12 protein-coding genes are annotated in these 14,597 nt (G+C 58.3%); 7 read left to right on the top strand and 5 right to left on the bottom strand.

The annotated features are described in order from the left end of the window. Positions 1 to 39: 39 nt before the first annotated feature. Positions 40 to 729 (bottom strand): type 1 glutamine amidotransferase domain-containing protein, encoded by a 690-nt coding sequence (locus tag JT718_RS17375; RefSeq protein ID WP_205504059.1) that lies wholly within the window; start codon positions 727 to 729, stop codon positions 40 to 42. A gap of 24 nt (positions 730 to 753) precedes the next feature. Beyond that, positions 754 to 1,449, bottom strand: a complete 696-nt coding sequence (locus tag JT718_RS17370; RefSeq protein ID WP_205504058.1) for a DsbA family oxidoreductase — start codon at positions 1,447 to 1,449, stop codon at positions 754 to 756. A gap of 320 nt (positions 1,450 to 1,769) precedes the next feature. On the opposite strand from JT718_RS17370, the gene JT718_RS17365 reads away from it, so the two are divergent. The 3 genes from JT718_RS17365 to JT718_RS17355 all read left to right on the top strand — a co-directional run bounded on the left by JT718_RS17365 (position 1,770) and on the right by JT718_RS17355 (position 4,385). Beyond that, positions 1,770 to 2,924: a zinc-dependent alcohol dehydrogenase gene (locus JT718_RS17365; protein ID WP_205504057.1), complete on the top strand. Its 1,155-nt coding sequence runs from the start codon at positions 1,770 to 1,772 to the stop codon at positions 2,922 to 2,924. Between the two features lie 12 nt (positions 2,925 to 2,936). Beyond that, complete coding sequence (locus JT718_RS17360) at positions 2,937 to 3,434, top strand: hypothetical protein (protein ID WP_205504056.1); 498 nt, start codon at positions 2,937 to 2,939, stop codon at positions 3,432 to 3,434. A 156-nt stretch (positions 3,435 to 3,590) separates the two neighbouring features. Next, positions 3,591 to 4,385 (top strand): polysaccharide deacetylase family protein, encoded by a 795-nt coding sequence (locus tag JT718_RS17355; RefSeq protein WP_205504055.1) that lies wholly within the window; start codon positions 3,591 to 3,593, stop codon positions 4,383 to 4,385. A 102-nt stretch (positions 4,386 to 4,487) separates the two neighbouring features. On the opposite strand, the gene JT718_RS17350 is transcribed toward JT718_RS17355, so the two are convergent. Next, a complete protein-coding gene (locus JT718_RS17350) occupies positions 4,488 to 5,342 on the bottom strand; it encodes a GNAT family N-acetyltransferase (RefSeq protein ID WP_205504054.1) in 855 nt (284 codons plus the stop codon). A gap of 535 nt (positions 5,343 to 5,877) precedes the next feature. On the opposite strand from JT718_RS17350, the gene JT718_RS17345 reads away from it, so the two are divergent. From JT718_RS17345 to JT718_RS17330, 4 genes are all read left to right on the top strand, one after another. Next, entirely contained in the window at positions 5,878 to 7,470 is a 1,593-nt protein-coding gene (locus JT718_RS17345) for a PSP1 domain-containing protein (protein ID WP_317195521.1), read from the top strand. Continuing rightward, on the top strand, positions 7,470 to 7,952 hold the full coding sequence (locus JT718_RS17340; RefSeq protein ID WP_240337149.1) for a gliding motility lipoprotein GldH: 483 nt from the start codon (positions 7,470 to 7,472) through the stop codon (positions 7,950 to 7,952). The genes JT718_RS17345 and JT718_RS17340 overlap by 1 nt, the downstream gene beginning before the upstream one ends. A gap of 167 nt (positions 7,953 to 8,119) precedes the next feature. After that, positions 8,120 to 9,229, top strand: coding sequence for an endonuclease/exonuclease/phosphatase family protein (locus JT718_RS17335; protein ID WP_205504053.1), 1,110 nt, complete (start codon positions 8,120 to 8,122; stop codon positions 9,227 to 9,229). A gap of 445 nt (positions 9,230 to 9,674) precedes the next feature. Beyond that, positions 9,675 to 11,945, top strand: a complete 2,271-nt coding sequence (locus JT718_RS17330) for a hypothetical protein (protein ID WP_205504052.1) — start codon at positions 9,675 to 9,677, stop codon at positions 11,943 to 11,945. A 363-nt stretch (positions 11,946 to 12,308) separates the two neighbouring features. On the opposite strand, the gene JT718_RS17325 is transcribed toward JT718_RS17330, so the two are convergent. Together JT718_RS17325 and JT718_RS17320 are read right to left on the bottom strand one after the other, a co-directional pair. Continuing rightward, positions 12,309 to 13,178, bottom strand: a complete 870-nt coding sequence (locus JT718_RS17325) for an SDR family oxidoreductase (protein ID WP_205504051.1) — start codon at positions 13,176 to 13,178, stop codon at positions 12,309 to 12,311. A 488-nt stretch (positions 13,179 to 13,666) separates the two neighbouring features. Beyond that, positions 13,667 to 14,593, bottom strand: a complete 927-nt coding sequence (locus JT718_RS17320) for a YjiK family protein (protein ID WP_205504050.1) — start codon at positions 14,591 to 14,593, stop codon at positions 13,667 to 13,669. Positions 14,594 to 14,597: the final 4 nt, after the last annotated feature.

Below are 14,597 nucleotides of genomic sequence, written 5' to 3'. Positions count from 1 at the left end.
CAGGCCCGATTCAGCTTTTGGGCTGGCGCATCTTCGGGCTTAGCCGGCTCGTTGCTGTAACAGGTGCAGCAACTGGCGGGCCGCTTCCTCAGACGAGGCCGGGTTCTGTCCGGTAATCAGCAGGCCGTCCTGCACCACGTGCACGCCCCAGTCGGTGGTTTTGGAGTAGTTGCCGCCTTGCTTCTTCAGTTCATCCTCCAAAAGGTACGGCACCACCTTGGTCAGGCCCACGGCTTCTTCCTCTGAGTTGGCAAAGCCGGTCACTTTCTTTCCTTTGACCAGGGGCTCGCCGTTTTCATCTTTGACGTTGAGCAGCACGGCCGGGGCATGGCAAACGGCCGCCACCGGTTTCTTACTTTTCCAGAAGGCCTCAATCAGCTTAGCCGATTCGGGCGACTCATACAAGTCCCACAGCGGACCGTGGCCGCCGGGGTAGAACACCGCGTCAAACGCCTCCGCCGACACTTCGGCGACCCTGGTGGTGCGGGCTAGTAATTGCTGCAGCTCCTGGTCTTGTTTGTAGCGCTTGGTGGCCTCGGTCTGGTTTTCGGGGGCATCGCTCTTGGGGTCAATGGGCGGCAGGCCGCCTTTGGGCGAGGCCAGGGTTATCTGGGCTCCCGCGTCTTTGAACACGTAGTAAGGGGCCGCGAACTCTTCTATCCAGAAACCGGTCTTCTCGCCGGTGTCGCCTAACTCGCTGTGCGAGGTTAATACCATCAATACTTTCATAGTCTTAGGTTTTGGGTGGGGTACTTAGTCGCATACGCCGTCTGGGGTGCAGAACCCGGCTCCTTCGCCCCCAAGCACCTGGGGCTTCTCCTCTTCCCACACTTTGGCCAGTACCTCCTGAAACAGCTCGGTGGGCTGTGCGCCCGAAACGGCGTATTTGTTGTTGAAGACAAAGAACGGCACGCCGCGTACTCCCACCTGCTGGGCGTGGTACAGGTCCAGCTGCACGTCTTTCCGGAAGGCATCGCTCTGCAGGGCTTCTCTTGCCTCTGTGGGGTCCAGTCCCACTTCCTCGGCCAGTTGCACCAGGGTGTCCAGGTCGCCTATGTTCTTGCCCTGGGTGAAATAAGCGGCCAGCAGCCTTTCCTTCATGGCGTCTTGCTTGTGGTGCTGGTGCGCCAGGTGGATGAGGCGGTGGGCATCAAGGGTGTTGGTGATGATGGCATGGTCCAGGTCGTAGTCCAGCCCTACTTCTTTGGCTACCGCGGCCATGTGGTCGTTCATCTGCTTTCCTTCGGCTGCCGTGCCGCCTTTCCTCTTGCCCAGGTACTCGTGCAACGACTGCCCGGGCACGTACTTCAGGTCGGGGTCCAGCTGAAAACTCTTCCAGACCACCTCCACCTTGTCTTTGGCCGCAAAACCTTCCAGGGCTTTCTCAAACCGCCGCTTGCCTATGTAACAGAAGGGGCAAACCACATCAGACCATATCTCAACTTTCATGTTATTCTGTTTTGGGGTGTAACAGGGCTGCGCGCAAAAGATGCTTCACTGCTCCGCAGGAAGCTTGGCGCCGCCGCTCTAAAATTTATACTAAGATAGCCCCAGAAGGTTCATCTAGATGCTACCCCGCGGCAAATACTGAGGCTCACTTCCCCGGGCTCAAAGGGGAAAGGTCCGCTGCCGCCACCCTGCCGCTGGCCGCCTATTGTAACTTTAATCAGGCAGATAAGTAATCAGATAATGTTGCGGTTGGCGCAACGCTGCCCCTTAACCGGGCAGGTGAAACCAATGTCCCACTTTAACCTCTAGGAAAAATACGTATGCTAGCCATGAATTACCGGGGCCCTTTGAGGGTCCGCATAGATCAGAAACCCATGCCCCAGATCCAGCACCCCCAGGATGCCATTGTACGCGTAACCCGCGCCTGTATCTGCGGCTCAGACTTGCACCTGTACAACGGATCAGTGCCCGATACGCGGGTGGGCATGACCTTCGGGCATGAATTTACAGGCATAGTGGAAGAGGTGGGGTCAGAGGTGACCAAGGTAAAGGTGGGCGACCATATTCTGGTGCCCTTTAACATTGCCTGCGGGCAGTGCGCCTTCTGTAAGCAGGGCTTGTTTGGCAACTGCCACGAATCTAACCCGCAGGCCTCTGCGGTGGGCGGTATCTTCGGTTACTCCCATACGGCTGGCGGGTATGATGGCGGCCAGGCCGAGTACGTGCGGGTACCCTACGCCAACGTAGGCCCTACCGTGATTCCTGAGGGGATGGACCCCGACGATGCCGTGATGCTCACCGACGTGGTGCCCACCGGCTACCAGGCCGCTGAGATGGGCGGCATCCAGCCCGGCGATACCGTGGTGGTGTTTGGGGCTGGCCCGGTGGGGATCATGGCCGCGCGTTGCAGCTGGCTGTTCGGTGCGGGCCGCGTCATCATCATTGACAAAGTAGACTACCGTCTGGAGTTTGCCAAGAACTACGCGCACTGCGAGGCCTACAACTACAACGAGATTGGAGACCCGGCGGTGTTTGTGAAGAAAACCACCGACTGGATGGGAGCCGATGTCTGCATTGACGCCGTGGGCGCCGAGGCCACCGGCAACGCCCTGCAAACCATTACCGGTAGAAAACTCCTGATCCAGGCTGGTTCTGCCACGGCCCTGCACTGGGCCATCAACTGCGTGAAAAAAGGCGGCATTGTCTCCATTGTGGGGGTATACGGCCCAACCGACAACCTGGTACCCATTGGCAACGTGGTGAACAAAGGCATCACCATCCGGGCCAACCAGGCCTCGGTGCCCAGATTGCTGCCCAGGCTCATAGAACACGTGCAGAACGGTATCCTGAACCCCAAAGCGCTCATTACGCACCGCATTCCGCTGGAGGAAGTGTCTGATGCCTACCGCATGTTCTCTGAGAAGCTAGACAACTGCATAAAACCGGTTCTTATTCCACCATCAGCCAGAATCTAAACGCGAAACACCATGGAAAATACAGCAAGAGACTATTCACATATACCAGGTTGGGGAATTGACGCAGACCCCAAGAATGACCCCACGTACCCCATGAAGCACCGCACCGATGAAGAGCAGCGGGGCTACACCTGGCAGCGGCCCACCCAGCAACCCGTTACCGTAGAGGTGTTCCACTCCATTGAGCGCCCCGGCGTGAGTGCCGTGTTCGGGACTTCGGTTCCGCCCAGCGGCCTCAGCGGCAAGATCCGGCGCCTGGCCTTCAAGAAAAGCGAGAACGACTACGGCCACTGGCTTCCGCTGATTTTGGCAGACCGCATCAACGTGGTGGAAGGCATCATTGACGACATCAAAAACGGCAAATTCCCCAACATCTGGGCCGAGAAAGGCATGCCCGCCGAGTGGAAGCACAACCGCTCTGGTCTTATGCAGACCGCTGCCATTGGCGTGTTCCTGGTGGCGGCGGTAGCCGCCTGGAAGCTGGGCCAACGAAGCGGCTCCAACGGGTAAACCCTGGCATTTCCCATTGCTCAGGAACAAAACAGAGCCCCGGTAGTTTTAGCGCTGCCGGGGTTTCTGTTTTGCTCCTGTTTTTATGTATCTTTAGAGAGCCCAGGTCAGGTAAAATAGCTTGGGGCGCTACTTCACACCCTAACAGATACACCCTTGAAAAAGTACCTCCTTTTATTGGTCGGCTTGTACAGCTTTTCTCTTGCCGCGCAGGATTGGAACAAAAAGAAATGCGCCGTGGTGCTCACCTATGACGATGCCCTGAACGTGCACCTGGACAAAGTGGTGCCGGCCCTGGACTCGTTCAAACTGAAAGGCACCTTTTACCTGACCGCCGCGGCCGCCCCCTTCTCCAAACGCCTGCCCGAGTGGAAAAAGGTGGCCGCCAACAAACACGAACTAGCCAACCACACGCTCTTTCACCCCTGCGACGGCAGCAAACCCGGCCGCAGCTTTGTCACGGCAGACTATAACCTGGCCACGTACTCGGTGCGCCGCATTCAGGACGAGGTGAAGATGACGAACGCCGCCCTGGAGGCCCTTGACGGCAAAAAGGAACGCACCTTTGCCTACCCCTGCGGCGATACCCACGTGGGTGGCGTAGCGTACCTGGACGGCATCAAAGGGGAATTCGTGTCGGCGCGCGGGGTACAGGGCGTGCTGATTCCGCACCAGCCCACCAACCTGTACAACGTGGGCAGTTTCATGATCAACGGCCAGACTGGCGAGGAACTGATTGCCCTGGTGAAAAAGGCCATGGCGTCTAACAGCATGGTGGTGTTCCTGTTCCACGGGGTGGGCGGCGAGCACTCCCTGAACGTATCGCTGGAGGCACACCGCCAACTGCTGCAGTTCCTGAAGCAACACGAAAAAGACATCTGGACCACCACGTTCCTGGAGGCCACCAAGTACATGAAAGCCGCCAACCTGGCCCAAAAAACCTCCAACTAAAAACCTTTCCGCTTACAAAGGGAACGGGGCAGAAGCGCTTTTACAAGTTGCTTCTGCCCCGTTCCCTTTTTGGCCTGTTTTCTGAAAAAAGCCCCCGAAACGCTACACAGGCCTGATCATCTCGTACTGGCCCATGATCTCGGTCATCTTCCGGTTCTGCAGAAATTGCAGGGTGCTGTTGCTCTGCTCGTCTACGTTGATCACAGAAATGGCCGGGGCGGTAGCCAGTTCTGCCAGGCGTTGGAGCAGGGCCTGGCCTACTCCGTTCCGGCGCCAGGCCGGGCTCACCGCCAGTTGGGCCACGGCCCCGGTCAGGGGGTACACCATGCCGTAGCCCACGCACCGGCCCAAGTGGTGCGCCTCCACAATTTTCACATGCGCGAGGCTGCGGTCAACGGCGGCCGTATGGTATTGCCAACTGGGCTCTACCTCCCAGAACGTCTGGTACAGGGCCCAATCCGGGTGGGCGACTTCCCGCAGCTCTATTTCCTTTGCCGCGTGCCCGTGCCACTGCAGGTGGGTCTTCGTGTCCCGGAAACACCTGAAATGCCGCACCACCTCAAACCCCAGGCGCTGGTAGACCAGAAAAGCGCGGGTGTTTTCCTTGATCACCTCCAGCAGACACTGCTCCACTCCCTCCTGCTGCAACACCGGAAGGCAGAACTGGTACATCCGCTCCGCAAGGGCTTGCCCCCGGGCCTCGGGCACCACGCCGGTGCCGCCGTTGTAGGCGGTTTTCCGGCCCTGCCAGTCGCCCAATGCGTTCAGAATAAAGCCCACGGCCGCATGGTGGTCCAGGGCCAGCGGCGACACGCCCAACTGGGTACCGTCGCGGGTTAGCTTCAGTTCCAGGATGGGCTCCGTGAGCACCATGGGCTGCACGTAGTCAGAGAAGGCGGTGTTGAACAGGGTGCACAGCTCGGTGACAGAGAGCGCATCGGCAAAGGCAAACTGCATAGAATATTAAGTAGGGTTTAGGGCCGCTAAGTACGCAATTGGCCTGCAGAACCAAAACAGGAAAATAATTTGGATTGGCAGCAGGGGAACGCGGCTCACCCGGTTTTTTGTTGGTGGAGGCAAGCGTTTTGGGGCCGTTTTCCCCAAATATCCCCTAAACGGGATGTTGATAACCCGGGCAAACGTGCCCACCTATTCAGATTAAGTTATTATATTTGTTAATTAGGGTCTGCGAAATAGCGGTAAAAAAGCACCCAAAAGGCCCCTGCTCCTATCCTATTTCCCCTGTATTTCTTTCAAAATCAGGCAAATAGACTTTCTTACCTTTAGGGGCGGTGCCTTGCTTGTAGAGTAGTTTGGACCTTACTTTTTTGAAAACAAGAATTATCTATATAAAAGGAATTTACCTGTGGGATGTAGTTCATGTTCTAGTGGCGGCTGCGGCTCCAAGGCTATCTCGGTCGATGGCGAGGTGGCAGTGGCTGGCTGCAAAAGCAACGGCGGTTGCAGCACGGGAGGCTGTAACCGTTTAAATGTGTTTGATTGGCTCTCAGACATGGAGATACCCGTGTCTTTTAAGGAGTTTGATATAGTGGAGATCCGCTTTAAGGGCGGCCGCAAAGAATTTTTCCGGAACGTAAACCGGCTTCAGCTCACCACCGGCGACGCCGTGGTGGTGGACGTGCCCAACGGGCACCACATTGGCCACGTGTCTCTCAAAGGCGAACTGGTGCGTCTGCAGATGAACAAGAAGAAAGTTCAGAACAATGACGAGATCCGGAGCATCTACCGCATCGCCACGGAGAAGGACATGGAGAAGTTCAACGCCGCGCGCGAGCAGGAGTCTACCACCATGTACCGCGCCCGCGCCATTGTGCAGGACCTCAAGCTCAAGATGAAGCTCTCAGACGTGGAGTACCAGGCCGACAGAACCAAGGCCACCTTCTTCTACTCCGCCGATGACCGCGTGGATTTCAGGGAACTGATCAAGAAACTGGCCGAGGAGTTCAAGGTACGCATTGAGATGCGCCAGATCAGCCTTCGGCACGAGGCCGGCCGTTTGGGCGGCATTGGCTCCTGCGGCCGCGAACTGTGCTGCTCTACCTGGCTTACCGACTTTAAAAGCGTGTCTACCACTGCGGCGCGGTACCAGAACCTGTCGCTCAACCCCAGCAAGCTCTCGGGCCAGTGCGGGCGTTTGAAGTGCTGCCTCAACTATGAGCTGGAAACCTACATGGATGCCCTCAAGGACATCCCCAACGTGAACCGTCCGCTGCAGACCAAGGCCGGCGAGGCTTTCCTGCAGAAGACCGATATTTTCCGGCGCATCATGTGGTTCGGTTACCGCGGCGACAGCAACTGGTTTCCGGTACCCGTGGAGCGCGTGCAGGAGGTGCTCAAGATGAACGCCGCCGGCGAGATGCCCGAGAACCTGGCCGAAGAGGTGAAAAAGCAGCAGCAGGCCGAGGTAGTGGACTTTGTGGAGTCGCTGGAAGGCAACCTGGACCGCCTGGACGAGCAGTTCAGCAAGGGCAAGAAAAAGCGCAAGAAAAAGAAAAGCGGCGGCAACGCGGCCGAGAAACTGGCCCAGTCCACGCCTACCCCGGAGGTCCGGAGAGACCGCCCCGATGGCATCGCCAAGTCTTCTGACTCGCCCAAAGGCCGGTCAGAGCGCAATGGCAGAAAAGCCGAGGCAGAAGAGAACGGGGCCCCAAGGCCAGAACGCGCGCCCAGGGCAGAAAACGGCGAAGCCAGAAACCAGCAGGAGCGTGGCAGCCAGCGGCAGAACCAGGGCGGTGAGCCCAGGCCCCGGCCAGAGCGCCCGCAGGGCAAAGGACAGCCGCAGCAACAGGGCCAGGGCAAACCAAAGCCCGAACGCGACCCTAACCGGGCCCCCAAGGAAAACCGCCCGCCCCGGGCAGAACGGCCCCAGGGCCCTAGACAGCCGCAGCAGAACCGGCCGCAACCCGCTGTGGAGATGGTCCCTACTGAAGGAGCCGTTACCGCCGACCGGCCACCCCGCGCCGAAGGGGAGCAGCGGTCCAGAAGGAGCCGCAACCGCAACCACCGCAACCGCCGGCCGGGTGCCCCAGAAAACGCAACCCCCACGCCTAACCCAGAAGGTTAATGAGTAAGCACCTGTCTTTTTTTATGGCTTTGCTGTGCCTGGGTTTCTTGCTGGGCAGCTGTGATGCCAACCGCGTCTTTGAGGAAAACCAGGATATTCCCAACAACGAGTGGCCGGTAAAGCTGGCCCCCGTTTTTACGTTTGAGGTGACAGATACCACGCAGCAGTACAACGTGTTCTTCAACGTGCGCAACGCGCTGCACTACCCGTTCTACAACCTGTATCTGCGGCACTACCTGGTGGGCCCAGACGGCAGGCAGATCAACTCCATGCTGCACGAGATGTTCCTCATGGACCCCAAGACCGGCGAGCCCAAGGGCAACGGCGCCGGCGACATCTTTGACCACCAGTTCAGGGCGTTGAAAAACGTGCGGTTTGGGCAACCCGGCAAGTACACCCTCAAGCTTAACCAGTACATGCGCCAAGACCCCCTGCCCGGCATTATGGCCGTGGGGGTACGCGTAGAAAAGGTGGCGCCGTAACGCCCGTCTGCTTATAACTTCTTGGATGCCGTCTCTGGCCTGGTTTTCTGAAACCGGACCAGAAACGGCATCTTTTTTGGTTGGTATCTATTCAGCTGGCCCCGGTGAAAACTTAGGCAACCCTGCGGCTTAAATTGAGTATGTGAACGGACTAGAACCATCAACCTATGAGAATCGCCCTTGAGCTACTTGGCTGCTTTGTCATATTAGCTTCTTTGTTAACCCTGGTAAAGAGCACTTACTGGTGGATTCGTGTCCTTGATTTTCCCAGGGTGCAGGTAGCCCTGCTGGGGCTCCTGGTGCTGGGGCTGTATGGCTGGTTCATTGGCTTTGAGCTGCTCACGCAGAAGATTTTTGCGGGGTTGTTGGTGCTGGCCATCCTCAACGAGGCGGTGCACGTGTACAAGTTCACGCCCCTGGTACGGCCGCAGGCGCTCAGGTCAAAAATAAAGGCCCCCAAGAACTCCTTCGGGATCATGATCTCCAACGTGCGCATGTCTAACACCCGCTATGACCGGTTCCTGAAGGTAGTGCGGGAAAATGACCCCGACCTGCTGCTCATCAACGAACCTAACCACCGCTGGGCCCAGGCCCTTTCTGAGCTGGATGAACGCTACCCCTACTGCATTAAAGAGCCCCTGGAGAACACCTACGGCATGATGTTCTTCAGCAAGTTCAAGCTTTCCCACACAGAGGTAAGGTACCTGGTAGAAGAGGGCATTCCTTCCTTTTACATGGTGGTGGAACTGCCCACCGGCAAGCGGTTTGACCTGTTTACCGTGCACCCGCAACCGCCTCACCTGCACAAGGACACTGACACCCGCGAGGCCGAATTGCTCACGGTGGCCAAAATGGCCAAAGACTCACCGTACGCCAGCATTGTGATTGGCGATTTGAACGATGTGGCCTGGTCGTACACCACCAACCTGTTCCGGAAAATCAGCGGCCTGCTGGACCCGCGCATCGGGCGGGGCTTTTACAATACCTACAACGCCTTTGTGCCGTTCTTCCGCTACTCCCTGGACCATATCTTCTATGACCCCGCCTTCCGGCTGATCAGGATCAGGCGGTTGCCGTTCTTTGGGTCAGACCACTTCCCTATTTTTGTGCGCCTCAACTATGAACCGCTGGAGGCCGATGAGCACCACGTGCCCGAACCCGATGAACAGGAGCAGGAAGACGCCGAGGAACTCATCAACAACCTGGACGTTGACGCCACCCCCTCTCCTTCCCCCGGCAGCACTCCTCAACCCACCAACGGAGAAAAACTTTCCTAACCCCTCCCTTGCGCCGTGGCACAGACCGGACCGATGAAGGGTTTTAATCAGGTCTACCATCACAAACCGTTTTAGGCCTTTTTCCTGGAAAAGGCCCAGAAAACCCATGCCAGCCGCTGACCGGGCGTAAGCACCCCAACGGGTCTGGGATTGTCTGGGTGCCCTCCCGCTGGCTGCTGGCCTGGGTGAGAGTACACCCACTCCAGATTCTTGAAAAATCATTTTGGCAAAAAGGTTTGGCTTCAGGCCCGGCTTCTTTCAACAAATCTCCAAGTTTATCTTCTATTATTTACAAAATGGTAATAGAAGGCGCTAACCATGCGAACACCCGTTCGTATAGTATTAATACTTGCCCGGAAGCGGGAAAACTAATTCCGGCTTCCGGGCAAGTGCATCAGCGTATCCAACTAACCATTCCAAAACCATTAACAAAGGAGATTTAACCATGAAAGACAATCAAAAAGAGCAGCAAGACAAAAACCAAGGCTCCTCTACTGGTGCTGGCAGCACAGGGGCAACTGCTTCTTCCTCTTCCTCTGACAACATGGGCCAAAGCTCTACCGGAGGGTCAACCACCGGGTCTACCGGGGCACAAGGCAGCAGCGGCTCCTCTTCCGGTGGATCGGGCGGCTCTGGTTCTGTTCTTAGCTCAGGGGTAGGCAGCACCGGCATCTCTGGGTTAACCGGCTCGGGCGCCAGTTCAGGCACAAGCTCCGGCGGGTCTACTTCTTCTAAGAAAAGCTCCTCCTCTACTTCTGATAAAAAGAACGGCAGCAGCAAAACCTCGGCCTCCACAACGTCCAGCACGCCTAAGGCCAGCTCTAAATCCGGCTCGTCCACCACGTCAAAAGCAAGTAGTGGCAAGTCGGGCTCGGGCAAATCAGGCAGCTCTTCGGGGTCTGACTCAGATAACAACATGACCGCTGGCTCTTCCGCCTCTGTGGGCAGCGGCATGGGCTACGGCGGCTCACAGGGCGGCGACGCCGGCAACCAAAGCAGCTCTTCCATGAGCGGCGTGAGCGGCGGCGGCAACTTCAATGGCGAGCGCGGCGGCTACGGCACCCAGCATGGCGAAAGCTACAGCGGAGGCAACTACGGCGGTGGCGGTGGCGGCAACTATGGCGGCTCACAGGGTGGCTACGGCGGCTCTCAAGGGGGCTACGGTGGTTCGCAGGGCGGCTATGGCGGCTCTATGGGCAACAGCGGCAGCTTTGGGGGCGGCAACTACAGCAACCAGGATGACCAAAGCAACCGCGGCAGCGGCATGTACGGCAGCTCCAATGACATGGGCTCCAGAGGCGGCTACGGCTCACAAGGTGGCTCAGGCTACGGACAGGGCGGCTACGGTTCCGGTTCTATGGGCAACCAGGGAGGCTCCAGCTACGGCCAAGGCGGATACGGCTCAATGGGCAACCAGGGCGGTTCTAACTATGGCCAGGGTGGCTACGGCTCAATGGGCAGCGGCTCGCAGGGCGGCTACGGCGGTTCCGGTGACATGGGCTCGCGCGGCGGCTACGGCTCTGGTTCTATGGGCAGCAACCCGTACGGCATGAGTTCCCAAGGGGGTTACGCCGGAAACTCCAGCCGCTCAGAGTCTGACCGCGGCGGCTACTCTAACTACGGTGGCTCTGGCTACTACGGCAACCAGATGGGCTACGGCACTGAGAGCGGGTACGGCATGCACGGCAATGACCACGGCCGCAGCCACGGCGGGTACAGCCAGGGTTACAGCAACCAAAACAGCAGCTCTTACGGCGCCATGGGTTCCAGAGGCGGCTCTTACGGCGAAGAATATGGTTCACGCGGCGGGTCACGGGGTGGCTATGACGGCAACTCAGATTTTGACGGCGGCTACAGCCAGGGCGGAAACAGCTACAGCGGTCCGTATGGCAGTGACTCTGGCCGGGGTGGCAGCAACTACGGTTCCCATGACATGGGTTCCCGTGGCGGCTACGGCTCTGACATGGGCTCCCGCGGTGGATACGGCGGAGGCTCCGGCTCCATGGGTTCATCGGGCATGGGCTCCCGCGGCGGCTATGGTTCCTCACAAGGGGGCAACCAGGAGTGGCAAGGCAGCTCGCGCGGCGGGTACCAGGGCGGTGACAGCAGCGGCTACGGCTCTATGAGCGGTGGTGGCAGACAATCGGGCGGTGGCCACGGCGGCTACAGCACCCACAACGCCCAAGGCGGCGACTTTGGCTCCCGCTCTTCGCAAGGCGGCTCAGGCTCGCAGGGTGGTAACTACGGCGGATCTTCCTACGGCTCGGGCTCAGGCTCACAGGGCGGTAACTACGGTGGTTACGGCGGAGGCAACTTTGGTGGCTCTAATTACGGCAACATGGGCAATGACATGGGCTCCCGTGGCGGCTACCAGTCTTCCGGCACTGGCGGCAGTAACCGCGGACAAGGCGGCGCTTCTACCGGCGGCGGCTACGGCGACCAGAGCCGTGATTACGGCATGGGTGGCTACGGTCAGGGCGGAAGCAGCCACGGTTCTTCCAGCGGCTATGGCTCCTCATCCAACGACATGGGCTCGCGCGGCGGCTACGGCAGCCAGGGCGGACAGTCCAGCTACGGCGGAGGCGGATCTGGCTACGAGAACCGTTCGCAGTATGGCCGCTCCGGCGACTACAGCGAAGATGACTTCTCTGGCGGCAGCAACCGGGGCGGGCGTTCATCGCGCGGCGGTTCCTCTTCCAGAGATGACCGTGACTAACCCATCAGATAGCTTTCCTTTCTAACGCAAAAGCCCCGTTGTAACCAACGGGGCTTTTTGTTTCTCCACAAGCCAATTAAGAACAGAATAGTTGCGGGTCTCCGGCGCTTTGGTCGACGCTTGAAGCTGTGCCCGGTGCAAAATGGTGAGCGTAGGGCCGATTTATGCCGCTATTTTGGGGCTACTTTCGTGAAATCGGGCTTAAAACACCCATAGAACGGCAAACCCGCTACTGCTTTCGCCTGCGCCAAAGTTCTGCCAATGCGGGGGCCGGTTTTGGCCTTTTTCTGGGAAAACAGCACGGATTCCTGAAGGATTCTGCCCACGGAACTTCTGTTTAGGGGCTTTTTTCCGGAATCTAACTCAGAAACACTCTTTGTAGGCCAGCGCGAAATCCTGGAACGAGTACGGCGCCCGCCCGATGATCTGCTGCACGTCACTGGTGACCCCAGAGGCATAGCCCGTGCGCGAGATGGCGTTGAGCTCCAGGAGGCTTTCGGTCATCCAGTCGGGCAGGCCGCCTTGCTGCATAGAGGCGCGGGCGGCTTCCTCAGGCACGTCAATGTAGGAAATAGTGCGGCCGGTGGCAGTAGACAGCACCTGCGCCACCTCGTAACCCGACAGCGCCTGCGGCCCGGTGAGCGTATAGGCTTTGGCGTCGTGCCCCTCGGGGCGCTGCAGGATCTCGGCAGCCACATCGCCAATGTCGCGGACGTCAATGTAGGCGACGCGGCCGTTGCCCATAGGCAGGTAGAAGCTGTTTTCCTGCACAATGCTGGGGGCGTGCTGGTGCACGAAGTTCTGCATGAAAGTACCCGGCCGCAGAATGGTGTAGTTGAGCTCGGTGGCTTTCAGGTACTCTTCGGCCATGCGGTGCCATTGGCCCAGCTGGATGCCGGGCTCCACCTCGGCCCCGCTCGCCGACAGGCGCACCACGTGGCGCAAACCGGCCGCCTGGGCAGCATCTACCAGTTTCCGGGCCATTTCCACCTGGTCGGCGGCAAACGGCGTGATGAGCAGGGCGGTGCTCACCCCGGTAAACGCCACGGCCAGGGTTTCGGGGCGGGCAAAGTCCAGCTCCACCACCTCTACCCCGGGCAGGCGTTTCAGGTTTTCTCCTTTGATGGTAGACCGCACTCCGGCCCTCACCCTGGCCCCCACCGCCGACAGGGCTTTCACCGTGGCCGAACCTACCGTGCCGGTGGCGCCCGTTACTAAGATTGTATCACTCATGCGCTTTCGTTGTAATGGATGGTTTGTGTGTTCCCCGCCGCCTGCCTGTATCCCTAAAACGAAAAAACCGCGGGCGCGTTTTCAGGATGGTTTCAGGAAAAGAAGCCCAAAGCGAGGAAGGTCTATTTTCAGTTTACCAAGGCCAAGAGGCTTGCCTGCGTTTTATGCCTGAATCTGGATAAACAGCCCTGAAACAGGCATCTGTGTAACCCGCATGACCGCGTTTCGTGACTTGTGCCTAAAGGTGATGCGAACAGTTTTTGTGGCGGTGCAGGCTTTCTGCTATCCTTCTCAAAACAAAAGGTTATGCCCCCGGAAACGTCCTTTCGCTGCGGGGCAGCGAGGGTAGTCTGGAGACTACCCGCCATCCGTAGGCACGAGTCTAAGACTCGCGCCAGCATTTTTTTGCTTTGACTTTAATGTGAGATGGAGATGCCCGTTTGTGGAAAAACAGGTGAACGTCAATTACGGTTATCTCTTCAAACTTCTTACTTCTTCAAGCTCAGCATGAACAGGGTGCCTTTCTCGTTGGAGATCATCATGTCGGTGTCGTTCACGAAGACCAGTCCTTCGGCCTGACCGGCTTTGCCCAGCGGAATCTGTTCTTTCTTGCCTTTGAAAGCCGCGTCTGGGCTGTCGGCTTCCAGCAGGTAAACCCAGCCTTCGCCCAACAGGGCGATGTGGCGGCCGTTGGGCGAGATATCGGCGGCGGTGATTTTGGTGGAAATCTGCACGCTGTCCAGGGGCTGCACGGTTTGCGGCTGGCCCGGCTGGTTGGCCACCTTGTAGAGTTTTACCCAATCGCCTTTGCCGCGGTTCTTGGTGAACAGGTAAAAGTTGTTGCCCTGCATCAGGAAGCCTTCCACGTCATAGTTTTGGTCTTGCTTTGATGGCGGAAACTGGGTCTGGTCTGCGTACTTGAACGGAATGGTGGCCACCACCTTTTTGGCTTTCTCGTCTACCTTCAGAATCTGCAGGTCCTGGCGGGTGTTCTCGTTGTTGCCCATGTCCCCAATGTAGAGGAAGCCGTCCTCGCCGCGGGCCACATCTTCCCAGTCGTTGTTTTTGGCGCCCTGCACCTGCATGGTTTCCAGCAGCTCGCCAGACTGGTTAATCTTGTACAAAACCGCGTCGTTGCCCGCGTCGGGGTGGGTCCAGAAGTTACCATCACTGGAGGTTTCCAGGCCCGAGCTCTCGGGCACCGTTTTCTTGCCCATTTTGCTCACCTCCTGCAGGTCATAGTTGTTGTTCACGGTAAAGCCCTCGGTGGCCGGGTTCTTGTCTTTCTTCTTCTTGCCCTCTTTCTCAGATTTGGTTTCGGCGGTGCCCTCCTCGGCTTTGGCCGAGCCGGTGTCACAGGCCACCGCCAACAGCAGGCAAAAGCCCACGGAGAGCTCCAGTAATTTGCTTTTCATAGTG

This window comes from Rufibacter psychrotolerans, from assembly GCF_016924645.1.
GTDB lineage: Bacteria > Bacteroidota > Bacteroidia > Cytophagales > Hymenobacteraceae > Nibribacter > Nibribacter psychrotolerans.
Note: the sequence above shows the minus strand (reverse complement) of the source record. Positions and strands in the feature narration are given on the sequence as shown.